The sequence below is a fragment of the Achromobacter sp. HZ01 genome (genome assembly GCF_003267925.1).
In the GTDB taxonomy this organism is placed as follows: domain Bacteria; phylum Pseudomonadota; class Gammaproteobacteria; order Burkholderiales; family Burkholderiaceae_B; genus Achromobacter; species Achromobacter pulmonis_A.
This window is the reverse complement of the sequence record NZ_LWKV01000003.1, coordinates 410583-425509: the sequence shown is the minus strand read 5'-3', so window position 1 is coordinate 425509 and position 14927 is coordinate 410583. Positions and strand designations below refer to the sequence as shown.

Here is a 14927-nt window from a genome sequence, read left to right as displayed (position 1 = left end):
CCCGTGCCGCAGCGCCGAATCTCCGTCCGCCGCCGCATGCTGGCCACGCTGCTGGCCCTGTTCGCGGCCGCCCTGGCCGCGCTCTACCTGCTGGTGCGCGGCTACGCCTACCAGACCGCCGACACCACCTACGACCAGCTGCTGCGCGCCTCGGTGCTGTCGATCGCCGACAGCCTGCAGCTGGTGCAGGGCGAATGGCGCATGGACATGCCCTACGCGTCGCTGGCGCTGCTGGAGCAGGCGCCGCGCGACCGCGTGTTCTACCGCGTCACCGCCGGCGGCGGCGAACTGGTCTCGGGCTACGCCGACCTGCCCTCGCCGCCCGCGCGCGCCGAGGCCGCGCCGGCCGACACGCCGCGCCTGTTCGAAGCCCGCTACCAGGACGAGCCGGTGCGCGTGGCCTGGATGGAGCGCAAGATCGCCGGCCCGCGCGACGCAGAAACCGCCGTCATCGAAGTCGCCCAGACGCGCGAGGCGCGCAACGCGCTGGCCGCCGGCATACTGTGGCAGGGCACGCTGGCCCTGATCGGCTTTGCCGCCGCGGCGCTGGCGCTGGCCTACTGGGGCCTGCAGCGCTCGCTCTCGCCGATCCAGCGCATCGAGCGCGAACTGGCCGCGCGCGGCGCCTCCGAACTGCATCCCATCGATGCGCCCGTGCCGCAGGAGCTCGACACCCTGGTGCATGCGCTGGACGGCTTCATGGCGCGCCTGTCGGAAAACCTGGACACGCTGCGCCTGTTCATCGCCGAGGCCGCGCACCAGCTGCGCACGCCGCTGGCCGCGCTGCACGCCCAGATGGAAGTGGCGCTGGACGAGGAAGACCCGGCCGAACAGCGCCGCAGCCTGCTGGCGGTGCTGCGCAACGCCGAGAAACTCTCGCGCCTGGTCAACCAGCTGCTGTCCGACGCCAGCGTGATCCACCGCAGCAACGTCAGGCAGTTCCAGCCGGTGGACCTGGCCGAACTGCTCGGCCAGGCGGTGTACGACACGGTGCCGCAGGCCGACCCGCAGCCCGACGTGCGGCTGCGCCTGCCCGACGCCGGCGACGCGCATCCGCCGGTCGTGCCGGGCGACAGCCTGATGCTGCGCGAAGCCTTCAAGAATCTGATCGACAACGCGCTGCGCCACGGCGCCAACGAAGCAGGCCACATCGAAGTGCGGCTGGAGCGCGCGGACGCGGGCTGGCGCGTCGCCGTGTCGGACCGCGGCCCCGGCATACCGCCGGCGCTGGCCCACGCGGCGTTCGAGCGCTTCACCCGCGGCCCCAATCCGCGCTCGTCCGGCGCCGGCCTGGGGCTGTCCATCGTCAAGCGCGTGGTCGAGATCCACCAGGGCCGGCTGGTCCTGAGCAACCGGGTGGACGGCGGACTGGAAGCCGCGATCACGCTGCCGGGGACGGCCCATGAAAAGTAGGCCCATCGCCGCCTGGCGCGGGCTCGCCATCGCCGCCGCCGTGCTGCTGCCGCTGGCCGGCCAGGCCGCCGAAACCAGCGGCGACGGGCTGACGCTGGGGCCGGCCGACAGCCGCAACGTGCTGGTGGTGCATGCCTCCAACAGCGTGCAGGTGTTTCGCGGCGTGCTGGAGGATTTCAGCCGGCTCAATCCCTCCGTGCGGCTGGAATACACCGAGATCTCCACGCAGGACCTGTACGCGCAGGCCGTGGCGCGCGCGTGGCAGGCGCCCGGCGCGCGCACCGGCCCGGACATCGTCATCAGCAGCGCCATGGACCTGCAGACCAAGCTGGTCAACGACGGCTACGCGTTGCCCCATGTGTCGCCGCAGACGCAGGCGCTGCCGCGCTGGGCGAACTGGCGCGACGAGGTCTTCAGCATCGGCACCGATCCCATCGTGATGGTCTACAACACCGACAGGCTGCCGGCCGCGCGCGCGCCGCGCACGCGGCGCGAACTGCTGTCGCTGCTGCAGGCGCCGGACCAGCCGCTGGCCGGCAGCATCTCGACCTATGACGTGCAGGGCAGCGGCATCGGCTATCTGGCCGCCACGCAGGACACGCGCCTGGACAGCATGGCCGGCGCGCTGCTGGCCGCGTTCGGACGCAACCGCGTCGCCATGCACGCGTCCACCGAACATGCGCTGGACCAGCTCGAGCGCGGCCAGACCACGCTGGCCTACAACCTGCTGGAATCCTATACGCGCCACCGCATCGCGCGCGGCGCGCCGCTGGCCATCGTGTACCCGCAGGACTACACGCTGATGCTGTCGCGCTCGGCCATCATCCCGCGCCAGGCGCCGCGTCCCGATCTCGGCGCGCAATTCCTGGACTACCTGCTGTCGCCGCGCGGCCAGCAGATGGTGCAGGAGCAATCCGGCATGCGGCCGGTGAACGCCTCGGTCATCGCCGCCGCCGGCGTGCGCCCCGTGGGCCTGGGCGTGGGCCTGCTGGTGTACCTGGACCCGCTGAAGAAAAAACACTTCCTGGACCTGTGGCGTGCGGCGGTCCAGGCGCCGGCCGCCGGTCCCGCGGGCGCGCCGGCGACGGGCGGCCCGGGCCCCGGCGGCGCGCTTGATTGAAACGCTCCGGTACGGCCGCACCAGATCGATGATTCTCATCCGAAGCGCGCATTTGCGAGGATAATTTGCAAAAGCGGCAGCGGCTGCCATGCCTGCCTGAACCAGAGTCGGAGGCGTCAAATGGCCGAACACATGCTTGCGGTCCGGCGAGCCGTCGAGGCCGTCAGCCACCTTACCGATCCCGATCCGCCTTGGCAGGACATACTCACTACCGCGCGCGACATGGTGGGCGCCGACAGCAGCGCGCTGCTGGTGTTCGACAGGCGCAACAACCTGGTGAACCTGTATTCGCACGGCTGTCCCGAGGACTGCACCGCGGACTACCAGCAGCACTACTACCGCCACGACGTGCTCGAAAAAGATGCGCGCCTGTCGCCGGCCGGCACGTGGCTGGACACCGCCAACCTCCACCAGCGCGGACAGCTGCATCGCACCGAATACTACGCGGACTTCATGGTCAAGCACCGCATGGCGCAGATCGTGTCGCTGGTGGTCGAATCGAACGCCACCATGCACGCGGGCATCGGCTTCCAGCGTTCGACGATCGACGACAAGACCTATGAACGCGTCCAGCAAGGCGCCTACGCGCATTATTTCCGCATGCTGCGCGGCCTGCTGGCGCAACGCGAGCAAGCGCTGGCCATCGGCTGGCGCTCCATCGAGAGCGCATTCGGCGACGTCGGCGAAGCGGTCCTGCTCATGACCAACAACGGCCTGGTGGCCAGGATGTCGCCGCTGGCCGCACGCTACCTGGACGACGGACACGGCTGGAACGTGAACGGCGGGCGCCTGCGCCATGCCGATGGAAAGATGCAGGCGCAGCTCGACGCCTGCCGCGCGGCCGTCGTGCGCGATGGACGCACGCATTCGCTGGCCTCGTCCACCGGCTGGGGCGAGCTGTGCTGGATCGACGTCAGCGTGGCGCCGGAAGCGCTCAACCTGGTCGGCGAGCACATGCTGCTGGTGCGCATGCGGCGCAAAAGCGCCTTCGCGCCGCCCGACATCGACCGGCTGGTATCCGTGTTCGCCATCACGCATGCCGAAGCCGCCGTGCTGGCCGGACTGGCCGCCGGCCACAGCGTCGAAGAGATCGCCACGCTGCGCCAGGCCTCGGTGCTGACCGTGCGCAAACAGGTGGCGTCGCTGCTGAGCAAGATGGAATGCAGCCGCCAGTCCGAACTGGTGCGGCTCGCCTCCCTGCTGTAGGCCGCGCCCGGCCGCGTACTCCATTTTGGGTATGCGGCCGCATCGGTATGCGACCTACGATGGACTCGAAAGCATGAAGCCGGATGCATATAACCGGTCGCGCGGCTGCCCTTGCCGAGACTGCCTTCCCGCAAGCCCCGAGGACACCGGTCCCAACGCCGCGCTCACTCTTGCCATCGAGGAGCACCTCATGAAAACCGCCCTATTCTTCCGTGTCGCCGTCCCGGCCGCCCTGGCGGCCGCCGCGCTGCTGTCCGGTACGGCAAGCGCGCAATCGGCCGCGGCCTCGCCCGACGACAATTCCACCGTCACCCGCGAGGACGTCATGCGCGACCTGGCCGCCTGGAAGCAGGCCGGACTGGAAAACAGCTGGAGCGGCGACAGCACGCCTGACGTCTACAGCCCGCAATACCGCGCCAGCTACCGGCAATACATGGACACGGTGAAGCCCGCCGCCGCGCCCCCGGTCCGCGCACAGTGAACCCGGTCCGCAGCCGGCGCGCCGCCTTCGGTCAGAACGTCACCTTGACCGACGGCGCGCTGCGCTGCGCCTCGCCGTGGAATACCGCTTCGATATTGTTGCCGTCCGGGTCCAGCACGAAGGCCCCGTAATAGCCCGGGTGATAGTTGCGCGGTCCCGGCGCGCCGTTGTCCTTGCCGCCGTTCGCCAGCGCCGCCTGGTAGAAGGCGTCCACCATGGCCTGGTCCCGCGCCTGGAACGCCAGATGGTGGCGGCCCGTCAACTGCCCCAGCGCGGCCTTGCTGTCGGCCGTGGACACGAACAGCTCGTCGGCCCAGAAATAGTCCTCGCCGGCGCCGCCCAGCGGCACCTTCAGCACGTCGAACACCGCCTCATAGAAGCGCCTGCTGGCGGCCAGGTCGCGCACTACCAGCTGGATGTGGTCGATCAGCCGGCCGCGATGGATTTCGTGCGTCTGCATGGGAGCTCCCGTGGGAAGAGTGTGGATTTCGACTATAGCGCCGGCCGCCGCCGGGGCCTTTGTTGCATCGCTGCATAATTTGCCATAATTGTTCACAAATTGCGTTTTTTCGAGCAGAATCGCGATTGCGCGACACCGCGCGCCACCTAGCCCGAGGAACCGCCCCATGAGCACCGCAAGCCGCTTGCTGGAAGACTCGTATCGCCGGACTGACCGCGCCATGCTGCCGCTCCTGTGGCTGCTGTTCATCGTAGGGCTCGGCATGGCGCCGCTCTACAACCGCTGGGGCGAAGCCACCACCGCGGGGCTGCTGGCGGCGGGCATACCCACGCTGCTGATCCTCTGGCGTCCCGGCCGCCTCTCCACCCGCCTGGCCGTGGCCTGTGGCCTGATGGTGCTGGCCGCGCTGCACATCCACCTCGCATCCGGCCAGACGGAAGTGCACTTCGGCATTTTCGTGCTGCTGTCGCTGCTGCTGGCCTATCGCGACTGGCGCACCATCCTGTGCGCGGCGCTGGTGATCGCCGTGCATCACCTGTCCTTCAATTATCTGCAGCAATGGGGATACGGCACGCTCTGTTTCACCGAGCCCAGCCTGGGCATGGTGCTGCTGCATGCGGCCTATGTGGTGGTGCAGGCCGCGGCGCTGGGATGGCTGGCCTGGAAAATGGAGCGCGCCGCCGTCGCCGCCGAAGAACTGGCGCGGCTCAGCGCGCACATCGGACGCGAACCCGGCATGTTCGACCTGCGCTTCGGCGGGCTGAGCATGGCCAGCGACCTGGGCCGCAGCTTCAAGACCACCATGGACGCCGTGCATCGCACCATGAGCGAAGTGCGCTCCACCGCGTCGGCCCTGTCGGCCGCCTCGCACCACATGATGCAGGACAATCTGCAGCTGGACGAACGCGCGCGCACCCAGGCCGAATCGCTGGCGCGCACCGCAACCTCCATGCACGCGCTGGCCGCCAACGTCCATGACAACGCGCAGCGCGCCCAGCAGGCCGGCCAGCTCAGCGAGCAGGCGCGGCAGATCGGCGGACAGGGCAGCGCCGCGGTGGCCGGCGTGGCCGCCGTGATGGGCGAGATCCAGCAGGAATCGCAGAAGATCTCCGAGATCACCGGCCTGATCGACAGCATCGCGTTCCAGACCAACATCCTGGCGTTGAACGCGGCGGTGGAAGCGGCCCGCGCGGGCGAAAGCGGACGCGGCTTCGCGGTGGTGGCCAGCGAAGTCCGCGCGCTGGCCCAGCGCAGCGCCGGCGCGGCGCGCGAGATCCGCGGCCTGATCGACGGCTCGCTGGAGAAAACCAGCAACGGGTTCCGCCAGGCCGACGCCGCCGCCGGCGTGATCCGCGAGGTCGTCTCCAGCATCGACCGCGTCGCCGGCATCGTCGCCGAGATCGGCGAGGCCGGCCGCGCCCAGAGCGCCGGCATCGAAGAGGTCAACCAGGCGGTCGACAAGATGGACGAGCTGACCCGCCAGACCGCGGCCCGCGTGGCCCAGGCCGCCAGCGCGTCCACGGCGCTGCAATCGCAGGCCGCGCATCTGCTGCAGGCCGTGGGCGTGTTCCGCCTGCAGGACGACGGCCCTTCCGCCGAAGCGCCGCGCCTGCGCGCGCAGGCGGCGCCCGGCCATCCGCCGGCGCCGGCGCTGGCCGGCGCATGACGGGACTTATTGCGCCTTGATGCCGGCCTGCTCGATCACGGCCTTCCAGCCCTCGGATTCCTTGCGCACCCATTCGCGGGCCTGCGCCTGGCCGGCGTAAGGCTGGCGTATGCCCAGGCTCGCCATGCTGCGCTGGAATTCCGGCATGGCATAGACCTGCGCCAGGGTCTTTTCCCAGATCCGCACGATCGGCTCGGGCGTGCCCTTGGGCGCCATCACCAGGAAACCGAAGGCCACGTCGTAGTTCTTCAGGCCGGCCACGCCGGACTGCGCCACCGTCGGCACCTCGGGCAGGTCGGCGTCGCGTTGCCCGCCCGACACGGCCAGGGCCTGCAGCTTGCCCGCCTTGACGTGCGGCAGAATGCCGGGCGTGGCGAGAAAGGCGGCCTGTATCTGGTCGCCCAGCAGCGCGTTGACGGCCGGGGCGTTGCCGCGGTAAGGCACGTGCGCGGCCGGTATGCCGACGGCCAGGCGCAGCTTTTCGAAGGCCAGGTTGCCCGGGCTGCCGTAGCCGGCGGAGGCGTAGCTGATGGGATGCGACCTGGCGTAGCTGAGGAACTCGTCCAGGGAAGCGACGCCCAGTTCGGGCCGCACCGCCAGGGCCATGCCGAAGCTGCCGGCCAGGCTCACCGGTTCCAGCCGGGCGGTGACGTCGCGCTCCAGGTCCTTGAAGATAAAGCGATTGACCGTCATCAGCGTGTCCAGGGTCATCAGCAGTGTGTAGCCGTCGGCAGCGGCCTGGGCCACGGACTGGGCGCCGATGTTGCCGGACGCGCCCGAGCGGTTCTCGACCACCACGGTCTGCCCCAGCAGTTGTCCGGCATGCTGCGCGATGGCCCGGGCCTCCAGGTCCAGCGGTCCGGCGGGCGGAAAATTGACGACCAGGCGTATGGGGCGCGTGGGGTAGTCCGACGGCGCGGCGGCCGCGGCGCCTCCCAGCAACATCGCGGTACAGAACAGCAGCATGGGCTTGATCATGGTTGTCTCCTGCCTGGATGTCAGGCGATGGCGGTGGGGTGCGGGCTGGTTTCGGCGTGGCGGATCATGCTGCGCGCAAGCGTCATCAACAGCTCGCCGCGCAGCGCGGCGGCGGCCGGATCGCTCCACAGGTTGCGCAGTTCGTGAGGGTCTTCCTGCAGGTCGTAGAGTTCGCCCCAGTCCGCGTCCGCGTACACGCTGAGGCGGTGGCGCGGCGTCTGCAGCGTGCGCATGCGGGTGCGGCCCGCAAAGCCGAACATGGTGCGCTGGCCCTCTTCTTCGATCAGCGCAGCGTCGCGCACCGCCGTCGCCGCGCCGGACATCAGCGGCAGCAGCGACTGGCCCTGCATCCCGTTGTAGGCGGGCAGGCCGGCGCGGGCCAGCACCGTGGCCGCGATGTCGGCGGTCGAGCACAGCGCCTGGCTGCGCGGCGCGGCCGGCGCGGCCTGCGGGTCGCGCCAGATGAAAGGCGTGCGGATCAGGCTCTGGTAATGGACCGGCCCCTTGAGCAGCAACTGGTGATCGCCCAGGTAATCGCCGTGGTCGCTGGTGAAGATGACCACGGTGTTCCGGTCCAGCCCGGTCTGGCGCAAGGCCTGCATGACCCGGCCGATGGTGGCGTCGATATGGCTGATGGAGCCGTAGTTCAGCGCAATGGCCTCGCGCGCCTCGCGCTCGGTGCAGGCGAAGATCGCCGGCGTGTGCTTGACCGCCTGGTTGCGGTCGCGCTGCTCATGCAGCCACGCCACGTGCGGCGGCGGACGGTGGCCGGGCGCGGCGCAGGCATGGAAGGACGCCGGCAGCTCCACGTCTTCGGGGCGGTACATGTCCCAGTACTTGCCGTGAGGCGTGAACGGATGGTGCGGATCGGGAAACGAACACTGGATGAAAAACGGCTTGCCGCCCGCGGCATGCTCGCGCAGCAAGGCGATGGTCTGGTCGCCGATATAGGCGTTGGTGGAGCACTCCTCCGGCACGCGGGTGCGCCAGGCCTGGTGATGCCGGGTCAGCTCGAACTCCGACGCGGGCAAGGCGTGCTCGGGCCCCCACAGGCGCCGCGCCTCGGGATGCTCTTGCGCCAGCCAGCGCTCGTAATGGCCCCAGACCTGGTCGCCGTGGTCCACCGCCAGCGCCACGCGCCCGAAACCGTAGAACGGCGTATCCAGGTCGTGGGCCGGATCGGTGCGCCACAGCGGCCCCCACTCCTGGTCGTAGTCGCCGGGTTCCGCGGTCCAGGCTTCGCCCTGCGTGCCGTCGCCGCCGGCCGGCGGCCAGGCGGGGCCGTTGCCCGTCATGTTCTGTAAATGCGCCTTGCCGACCAGCGCGGTGGCGTAGCCCGCGCCGCGCAGGCGTTCGACGAAGGTGGTGGCGCGCTGCGATAGCGGGATGCCGTTGTGGCGCACGCCGTGCACTGAAGGCATGCGGCCTGTCATCAGCGTGGCGCGGTTGGGCATGCAGATCGGCGAGGCCACGTAGAAGCGGTCGGCGGACCACCCCTGCGCCGCCAGCGCGTCCAGTTCCGGCGTGCGCACTATGGCGTTGCCATAGCTGCCCAGATGATCGGCGCGCTGCTGATCCGTGATGAATAGCAGGAAATTCGGCTGCATCGTGTCTCCTCGCCGCCGGGTCGATGCCGGCATGGCTCTGTTGTGCGGCCATTATGTGCAGGGCAGACATGAATTGATAATGAATTAATATTACTGAGCCATAACCACAGACTCATGTCTGAAAAGACGACGGACACGCATGGACTGGACCCACCGCATCCGCCTGCGCCACCTGGCCATCCTGGTGCGCCTGTGCGAGAGCCGTAACCTGAGCCAGGTTGCGTCCGAACTCAACATCACCCAGCCGGCGCTGTCGAAATGGCTGCGCAGCCTGGAAGAAGACATCGGCCTGCCGCTGTTCGAGCGGCATGCGCGCGGTATCGAACCCACGCTGTACGGACTGGAACTGCGCACCCACGCGCGTGAAATCCTGGGTAAGCTGGGCCGCGCCCAGGACACCATGGCGCAACTGGCCCACGGCGCCACCGGCACGCTGGCCGTGGGCGTCACGCCCAATATCGCGCCGGTGCTGCTGCCGCCCGGCATCCGGCGCTTCCGCGAACGCTATCCCAAGGTGCTGCTGCGCCTGGCGGAAAACACGCTGGACCACCTGCTTCCGCTGATGCAGGAAGGCTCCTACGACGTGCTGGTGGGACGCCTGGAGCAGCACTCGCTGCCGCGCAATCTGCACTACGAAGAGCTTTACGACGAGCCCATCTGCCTGGCCGTGGGCGGCAGCCACCCGCTGGCCGGCAAGCGCTCGGTCACCTGGCGCGACGTGCAGGCGCATCCCTGGATCGTGCCCGGCCCCTCCACCCCGATGCGCATGCGGATGGACTATGAACTGGCCCTGGCCGGGCAGCCCGCGCCCTGGCAGCAGGTCGAGTCCTCGTCGGTTCTCGTCAACCTCTCGCTATTGGCGGATTCGGACCTGGTGATGCCGATCTCGGAACGGCTGGCGCGCCATTTCGCCAGGCAGAACATGATCCGGGTGCTGCCGCTGGCGATGCGCAGCCGCGGCATCACCGGCATGGTGTGGCGCGACGCGGCGCTGGCGTCGGAACATGCTGCCTACTTCATGGAGTGCCTGCGGCTGTCGCGCTGACCCGGCGCTACCCGTTCACGTAGAACATCAGTTTGGCCAGGATCACGATGGCCACCATGTGGCAGAACACGCTGCGGTGTATGCGCCGCTGCCGCTCGGGCGTGAGCCGCTTGCGCCGGGCCATCGTCAGCGCCGTCACCACATGCGCCAGCACGCTCAAGGCCAGCAGGATCTTCAGGCTGAACAGGATGCCGAAGGGCGACGAGCCGGGGCTGACGAGCGCGCCCCGGTACTGCCAGGCCAGGCCCAGGCCGGCCAGGTAAAGCACCAGCACCGCCCACGGAACCACCGAGCGCACGCGCGGGCCGAGCTGGCTGCCCAATGCCTTGCGCACCTCGGCGGGCAGGCGCTTGTGCACGGGTTCCAGGAACAGCACCTCGAAGGTCACCGTGCCGACGAACACGAAAGCGGCCAGCAGATGCAGGACGAGCAGCAAGGGATAGGTATTCATGGCTGGGAGCTCCTGCAAACGATTGTCTCACCCCGCCGCCCCACCGATGGATGAGCTAAATCAAAGCGGCCCGAGCCAGTCAGGGTTCGGCCCCGGCCACCGCCAGCAGTTCGCGCAGGCGCTGCGCGTCGGCCTGCATGCTGCCGCCAAACGGCGAGACCAGCGAGACCGGCCTGAGCCGCCCCCGGTGGAGCAGCGCGCAACGATCGACCAGGCCCAGCAGTTCGTCGGGGTCGTCGCTGACGCACAGCAGCGCCGCGCCGCTGCGGACCACGGCCTGCCGGCAGCAGTCGGCGAGCTGGCGGCGCGCGGCCGGCTCCATTGCGTTGAAGGGCCGGTCCAGCATCAGCAGGTCGGGAGCCAGGGCCAGCGCGCGCGCCAGGGCCGCGCGCTGCGCCAGGGCGCGGGGCAGTTCGGCGGCCGGCGACTCCATCGCCGCGTCCAGGCCGACGCGGCGCAGCCAGTACGCCGACACGCTGCGGGCCTCCGGCTCCGGCAATCCCGACGCCCGCAACGGCAGCGCCACGTTCTCCAGCGCGTGGCGCCAGAGCAGCAGCCGCGGCTCCTTGAACATCAGCAGCGGATGCCGGAAGCCATTGCGCAGCACGCCGCCGCTGGGACGCGCCAGGCCGGCGGCAAGGCGCAGCAGGCTGGTCTTGCCCGCGCCGCGCGGGCCGATCAGGCCCAGCCGCTCGCCCGGCCGCAGGCGCAGGTCCACGTCGTGCAGCACGTGGCGGGCGCCGCAGCGCAGCGAAACGGATTGCATTTCAAGCATGGCGGGGCTGCTCCAGCAAGGGTTCCAGCCGGCGCCGCAGCGGCCGCAGGCAGGCGAATTCCAGCGCCGCCGCCAGCCCCAGGATCAACAGCGCCCAGGCGATCAGCTCGGCGCTGGCGAAGGCGCCGCGGGCATTGGCCAGCGCGTGGCCCACCCCGCTCTCGGCGCCCAGCGCTTCGGCCATGACCACCAGCCGCGCGCCGGTGCTGGCTGCGCCGATCAGCGCGGCCAACAGCACGGGCCGGAGCACCGGCAGGTACAGGTGGCGCAGGCTGCGCCACATTCCATAGCGGTAGACGCGCGTCATTTCGACCAGCTTGCAATCCACCGCCTGCACGCCCTGGACGGTATGGGAGTACATGCCCGGCGCCATGATCAGCGCGGTGATGACGATCACCATGGGCGAGCCGCGGCCGAACCACAGCGCGGCCAGCACCACCGCCACCACCGGCGGCAAGGCGGTCAACAGCCAGCGCAGCGGCTCGATCAGCCCGCGCAGCCGGCCGCTGTGCCCGGCCAGCATGCCCAGCGCGAAGCCGACGGATGCGCCGGCCAGCACGCCTGCGCCGATGCGCATCAGGCAGACGCCGGCATTGGCGTAGAACTGCGGGCTGTGCAGCAATGGGCCGATGGCGCGCAAGGCCTGCCAGGGCGTGGCCAGCACTTGCGGGCCGAGCTGGCGCGCCGCCAGGTGCCACGCCAGCACCAGCAACAGCACGCCGGCCGCGCACCAGGCCGGCGAGATCCGCACCGGGGCCGTCCGGGCTGGCAAAAGCAGGGCGCCGGAAAGGTTGGCGCAAGCGTGGCGGCGCGCGAAAGAGTCCGTCATTGAATTCCTGGATATCACACGAGAATGATTTACATAAAAATCTTCTCATTCACGCCGAAACACCCAGAATGACGATTATCAATGCCGAACCGGCGGCATGGCGTCCAGCCCGGCCGCGCGGCCCAATGACGATTGTCATCGGCGGCCGGCCGGCCGCGCCGGACAATGGCTGCGCGCCCACTACCCTGCCTGGTTCCGCCATGCCCCAGACCGCCCCCGCATCCGCTCCGAACTTCATCGCCGAATCCGACATCCAGCAGATGGTGCACCGCTTCTATGCCTTGGTGCGCCAGGACGAAATACTGGGGCCGATATTCAACTCCCGCGTGGCCGACTGGGATCACCACCTGGAGATGCTGTGCGATTTCTGGTCGTCGGTGCTGCTGGGCACGGGCCGCTTCAAGGGCGCGCCGGTGCAGGCGCACGTGCGCATACCGGACTTGTCCTGGCCCTTGTTCCAGCGCTGGCTGGGGCTGTTCCACGGCGTCACCGCCAGCCTCGGGCATCCGCTGCTGCAGGAACAGGCCGACATCATGGCCGAAGGCATCGCCGCCAAGCTCTGGAGCGTGTGGCAGACGCGGCACAGCCTGCCCAGCCTGCCCGACGTGCTGCCGGAAGGCGTGCGGCCCTACTCACAAAGTCCGATATTCACCCCCGACAACCTGCCCGCCGCGCTGCGCACCGCGCATACGGTCAAGGAAGGCACATGGGGATTGCTGCTGGTGCATGCGGGCGTGCTGCGCTATACGCTGGACGACCCGCCGCATACCGAGGTGGTGCTGACCAGCGGCCAGCAGGTGGTGATCGAGCCGCAGGTGCGGCACCACGTGGCGTTCGAGCTGCCGGGCAGCTTCCAGATCACGTTCTGCCGGGCCGAGGCGTAGCCGCCTCGTCCGGCGCTTTCACGTGCTTCTTACTGTGCTTCTTACTTCTTGCGGGCGACGCCCTGCTCCACCACCATGTCCAGCACGTACACCTGGGAAGGCGCGTCGGCCGGCGGGTTCTTCCAGTCGTAGCGCTTGACGCGCAGCACGGTGCGCATGCCGTCCTGGTGCTCATAACCCTCGATCGACTGGTACAGCGGGCGCCATTCGTCGGTCGTGGGCTGCGCGACGCCGGCCTCGTTGTAGCGGCGCTCGCGCACCATCAGGCACTGGTAGCCGGGAATCAGCGGATGGCTGCACGCCGTTTTCTTCGGGGCGACTTCCAGGAACATGATTTCGCCGGCGCTGCCGTAGCGCGTTTCCGGCGTGGGCTCGCCGACGAACTTCAGCACGCTGCCGTCCTTGGCCACCAGCTCCAGGGTGGGCTCGGCGCTGTCGCCGCCCAGCGTGGCGCGCAGCTCGCCCTTCAGGCGCAGGCCGAGTTCGGCGTCCAGCTTCATCAGGGCCGGTTCGCAGGCCTTCATGGTGGAGGCCAGGTTGTCGATGCGCAGCACGCCGTTCTTGTAGGCGTAGCCGCCGAACTGGGTGTTGCAGCCGCCGCGCACGCTCATCTTGTCGTCGCTGAACTCCAGGCGCAGCGGACGGCCGATGCCTTCCTGCAGCGCGGCTACCGGCTTGCCCGAGGCGTCGACGGCGGAAGCCAGGCGCCAGTAGTAGGCGGGCAGGGTCACTTGGCTGGAGGCGGAGGTGGCGGCGTTGGTAGGCATGGAGGATTCTTCGCGAGGGGACGATGCCGGGGCGCAAGCTTGGAGCAGCGCGGCGCATACGGACGCAAGGAGAATGGTTTTTTTCATGGTTCGGTCCTTTGAGCCGGATGGCACGGGTGAAAAGCGGCATTCTACGTCCGGGGTATGGACGAATCGGACCGAAGGACGGGTAGGCCGTTTCAAAATCTTGCAAGCCGTTCCGGCTTCCCCCGCGCGGCCGGCCCGCCGCGTTTACATATAGACACGATACCCGCAAAATCCTGCATTTCTTGCCAAAAAGCCGCTAACGGCGCGCTGACCACCCCTATCTTCCGGATTTTGCTGTCCGCCGGACGCGCCGGCGGACCGTCTTGCGGAATATCCGCTTTCCCGCATGCGTCCATCGAAAGCATGCCCCGCACGCCACGGCATGCCCTCAGACCAACCTGGCGCGCCGGCCCCGGCGCGCATCGGAATACAGCGGAAACAACCATGAAGTCGATCAGAAAGTTCGCCTGCGGCGTGGCCGCCCTGGCCTGCCTGGCGGGCCCCGCCGCCTGGGCGGCGCAGGACCTCAATGTGTACGGACCGGGCGGCCCCGCCCCGGCCATGAAGGAAGCGGCCGCCGCCTTCGGCAAGCAGCACGGCCTGCGCGTGACGGTCACCGCCGGCCCCACGCCGGCCTGGGCCGAACAGGCCAAACAGGACGCCGACGTGATCTACAGCGGCGCGGAAAACATGATGAGCGGCTTCGCCACGGCGCTGCCCGGCGTGTTCGACCTGCGCGAGGCCCGCCCGCTGTACCTGCGTCCCGCCGCCATCCTGGTGCGTCCCGGCAACCCCAAGGGCATCGGCGGCTTCAAGGACCTGCTCAAGCCGGGCGTCAAGGTCATGGCGGTCTCGGGCGCCGGGCAGACCGGGCTGTGGGAGGACGTGGCCGGCCGGCTGGGCGACATCGAAAGCGTGCGGGCGCTGCGCGCCAATCTGATCCTGCCGGAAGCGGGCAACAGCGCCCAGGCCCGCAAGCAATGGACCGAGGACCAGAGCATCGACGCCTGGCTGATCTGGAACATCTGGCAGGTGTCGAATCCCGATCTGGCCAGCATGGTCGAGGTGGAAGAGCCGTACCGCATCTATCGCGACGCCGGCGCGGTCGTGACCCGCAAGGGCAAGGCCAATCCCCAGGCCCAGGCCTTCGTCGATTTCCTCGAAGCGCCCGAAGGCAAGGCCATCTTCCGCAAGTGGGGCTGGAAGACGGACTGACCG

At 69.2% G+C, this 14927-nt stretch carries 15 protein-coding genes; 8 read left to right on the top strand and 7 right to left on the bottom strand.

What is annotated here, in order from left to right; all coding sequences use genetic code 11:
- Nucleotides 1-3 precede the first annotated feature (3 nt).
- The 4 genes from A6B37_RS18060 (at nucleotide 4) to A6B37_RS18045 (ending at nucleotide 4220) form a co-directional block, all read left to right on the top strand.
- Nucleotides 4-1413 (top strand): sensor histidine kinase, encoded by a 1410-nt coding sequence (locus A6B37_RS18060; RefSeq protein WP_210405809.1) that lies wholly within the window; start codon nucleotides 4-6, stop codon nucleotides 1411-1413.
- Nucleotides 1403-2533 (top strand): ABC transporter substrate-binding protein, encoded by a 1131-nt coding sequence (locus A6B37_RS18055; protein ID WP_111826534.1) that lies wholly within the window; start codon nucleotides 1403-1405, stop codon nucleotides 2531-2533. Before A6B37_RS18060 ends, A6B37_RS18055 begins: the two co-directional genes overlap by 11 nt.
- Before the next feature lie 120 nt (nucleotides 2534-2653).
- Entirely contained in the window at nucleotides 2654-3739 is a 1086-nt protein-coding gene (locus tag A6B37_RS18050; RefSeq protein ID WP_111826533.1) for a LuxR C-terminal-related transcriptional regulator, read from the top strand.
- Between the two features lie 190 nt (nucleotides 3740-3929).
- Nucleotides 3930-4220, top strand: a complete 291-nt coding sequence (locus A6B37_RS18045; protein WP_111826532.1) for a DUF4148 domain-containing protein — start codon at nucleotides 3930-3932, stop codon at nucleotides 4218-4220.
- 31 nt (nucleotides 4221-4251) lie between these two features.
- Here the strand turns inward: A6B37_RS18045 and A6B37_RS18040 are convergent, their stop codons facing one another.
- Nucleotides 4252-4680 (bottom strand): VOC family protein, encoded by a 429-nt coding sequence (locus tag A6B37_RS18040; protein ID WP_102774316.1) that lies wholly within the window; start codon nucleotides 4678-4680, stop codon nucleotides 4252-4254.
- Between the two features lie 166 nt (nucleotides 4681-4846).
- On the opposite strand from A6B37_RS18040, the gene A6B37_RS18035 reads away from it, so the two are divergent.
- Nucleotides 4847-6346 (top strand): methyl-accepting chemotaxis protein, encoded by a 1500-nt coding sequence (locus tag A6B37_RS18035; RefSeq protein WP_111826531.1) that lies wholly within the window; start codon nucleotides 4847-4849, stop codon nucleotides 6344-6346.
- 6 nt (nucleotides 6347-6352) lie between these two features.
- On the opposite strand, the gene A6B37_RS18030 is transcribed toward A6B37_RS18035, so the two are convergent.
- Both A6B37_RS18030 and A6B37_RS18025 read right to left on the bottom strand, forming a co-directional pair.
- Entirely contained in the window at nucleotides 6353-7324 is a 972-nt protein-coding gene (locus A6B37_RS18030; protein WP_111826530.1) for a tripartite tricarboxylate transporter substrate binding protein, read from the bottom strand.
- A gap of 20 nt (nucleotides 7325-7344) precedes the next feature.
- Nucleotides 7345-8931 (bottom strand): sulfatase-like hydrolase/transferase, encoded by a 1587-nt coding sequence (locus A6B37_RS18025; protein WP_111826529.1) that lies wholly within the window; start codon nucleotides 8929-8931, stop codon nucleotides 7345-7347.
- Between the two features lie 139 nt (nucleotides 8932-9070).
- Between A6B37_RS18025 and A6B37_RS18020 the strand changes: the two genes are divergently transcribed.
- Nucleotides 9071-9976, top strand: coding sequence for a LysR family transcriptional regulator (locus A6B37_RS18020; protein ID WP_111826528.1), 906 nt, complete (start codon nucleotides 9071-9073; stop codon nucleotides 9974-9976).
- Between the two features lie 7 nt (nucleotides 9977-9983).
- Here the strand turns inward: A6B37_RS18020 and A6B37_RS18015 are convergent, their stop codons facing one another.
- The 3 genes from A6B37_RS18015 to A6B37_RS18005 form a co-directional block, all read right to left on the bottom strand.
- Complete coding sequence (locus A6B37_RS18015; RefSeq protein ID WP_111826527.1) at nucleotides 9984-10427, bottom strand: hypothetical protein; 444 nt, start codon at nucleotides 10425-10427, stop codon at nucleotides 9984-9986.
- 79 nt (nucleotides 10428-10506) lie between these two features.
- Nucleotides 10507-11202 carry an ATP-binding cassette domain-containing protein gene (locus A6B37_RS18010; protein ID WP_111826526.1) on the bottom strand — a complete coding sequence of 232 codons (696 nt, stop codon included), beginning with the start codon at nucleotides 11200-11202 and terminating at the stop codon, nucleotides 10507-10509.
- Nucleotides 11195-12031: an ABC transporter permease subunit gene (locus A6B37_RS18005; RefSeq protein ID WP_111826525.1), complete on the bottom strand. Its 837-nt coding sequence runs from the start codon at nucleotides 12029-12031 to the stop codon at nucleotides 11195-11197. Before A6B37_RS18005 ends, A6B37_RS18010 begins: the two co-directional genes overlap by 8 nt.
- Before the next feature lie 200 nt (nucleotides 12032-12231).
- Here A6B37_RS18005 and A6B37_RS18000 point away from each other — a divergent pair, with 200 nt between their 5' ends.
- Entirely contained in the window at nucleotides 12232-12915 is a 684-nt protein-coding gene (locus A6B37_RS18000) for a DUF1971 domain-containing protein (protein ID WP_102774549.1), read from the top strand.
- A gap of 41 nt (nucleotides 12916-12956) precedes the next feature.
- Here the strand turns inward: A6B37_RS18000 and A6B37_RS17995 are convergent, their stop codons facing one another.
- Nucleotides 12957-13682, bottom strand: a complete 726-nt coding sequence (locus tag A6B37_RS17995) for an META and DUF4377 domain-containing protein (protein WP_210405808.1) — start codon at nucleotides 13680-13682, stop codon at nucleotides 12957-12959.
- 471 nt (nucleotides 13683-14153) lie between these two features.
- Between A6B37_RS17995 and A6B37_RS17990 the strand changes: the two genes are divergently transcribed.
- A complete protein-coding gene (locus A6B37_RS17990) occupies nucleotides 14154-14924 on the top strand; it encodes an extracellular solute-binding protein (protein ID WP_102774308.1) in 771 nt (256 codons plus the stop codon).
- Nucleotides 14925-14927 lie beyond the last annotated feature (3 nt).

Excerpts from the sequence above, each read along its gene's own strand:
- A6B37_RS18040 (WP_102774316.1), bottom strand. The coding sequence starts at position 4,680 with ATGCAGACGCACGAAATCCATCGCGGCCGGCTGATCGACCACATCCAG.
- A6B37_RS18025 (WP_111826529.1), bottom strand. The coding sequence starts at position 8,931 with ATGCAGCCGAATTTCCTGCTATTCATCACGGATCAGCAGCGCGCCGAT.
- A6B37_RS18005 (WP_111826525.1), bottom strand. The coding sequence starts at position 12,031 with ATGACGGACTCTTTCGCGCGCCGCCACGCTTGCGCCAACCTTTCCGGC.
- A6B37_RS18010 (WP_111826526.1), bottom strand. The coding sequence starts at position 11,202 with ATGCTTGAAATGCAATCCGTTTCGCTGCGCTGCGGCGCCCGCCACGTG.
- A6B37_RS18030 (WP_111826530.1), bottom strand. The coding sequence starts at position 7,324 with ATGATCAAGCCCATGCTGCTGTTCTGTACCGCGATGTTGCTGGGAGGC.
- A6B37_RS18000 (WP_102774549.1), top strand. The coding sequence starts at position 12,232 with ATGCCCCAGACCGCCCCCGCATCCGCTCCGAACTTCATCGCCGAATCC.
- A6B37_RS18045 (WP_111826532.1), top strand. The coding sequence starts at position 3,930 with ATGAAAACCGCCCTATTCTTCCGTGTCGCCGTCCCGGCCGCCCTGGCG.
- A6B37_RS17990 (WP_102774308.1), top strand. The coding sequence starts at position 14,154 with ATGAAGTCGATCAGAAAGTTCGCCTGCGGCGTGGCCGCCCTGGCCTGC.
- A6B37_RS18035 (WP_111826531.1), top strand. The coding sequence starts at position 4,847 with ATGAGCACCGCAAGCCGCTTGCTGGAAGACTCGTATCGCCGGACTGAC.
- A6B37_RS18015 (WP_111826527.1), bottom strand. The coding sequence starts at position 10,427 with ATGAATACCTATCCCTTGCTGCTCGTCCTGCATCTGCTGGCCGCTTTC.
- A6B37_RS18050 (WP_111826533.1), top strand. The coding sequence starts at position 2,654 with ATGGCCGAACACATGCTTGCGGTCCGGCGAGCCGTCGAGGCCGTCAGC.
- A6B37_RS17995 (WP_210405808.1), bottom strand. The coding sequence starts at position 13,682 with ATGCCTACCAACGCCGCCACCTCCGCCTCCAGCCAAGTGACCCTGCCC.
- A6B37_RS18055 (WP_111826534.1), top strand. The coding sequence starts at position 1,403 with ATGAAAAGTAGGCCCATCGCCGCCTGGCGCGGGCTCGCCATCGCCGCC.
- A6B37_RS18020 (WP_111826528.1), top strand. The coding sequence starts at position 9,071 with ATGGACTGGACCCACCGCATCCGCCTGCGCCACCTGGCCATCCTGGTG.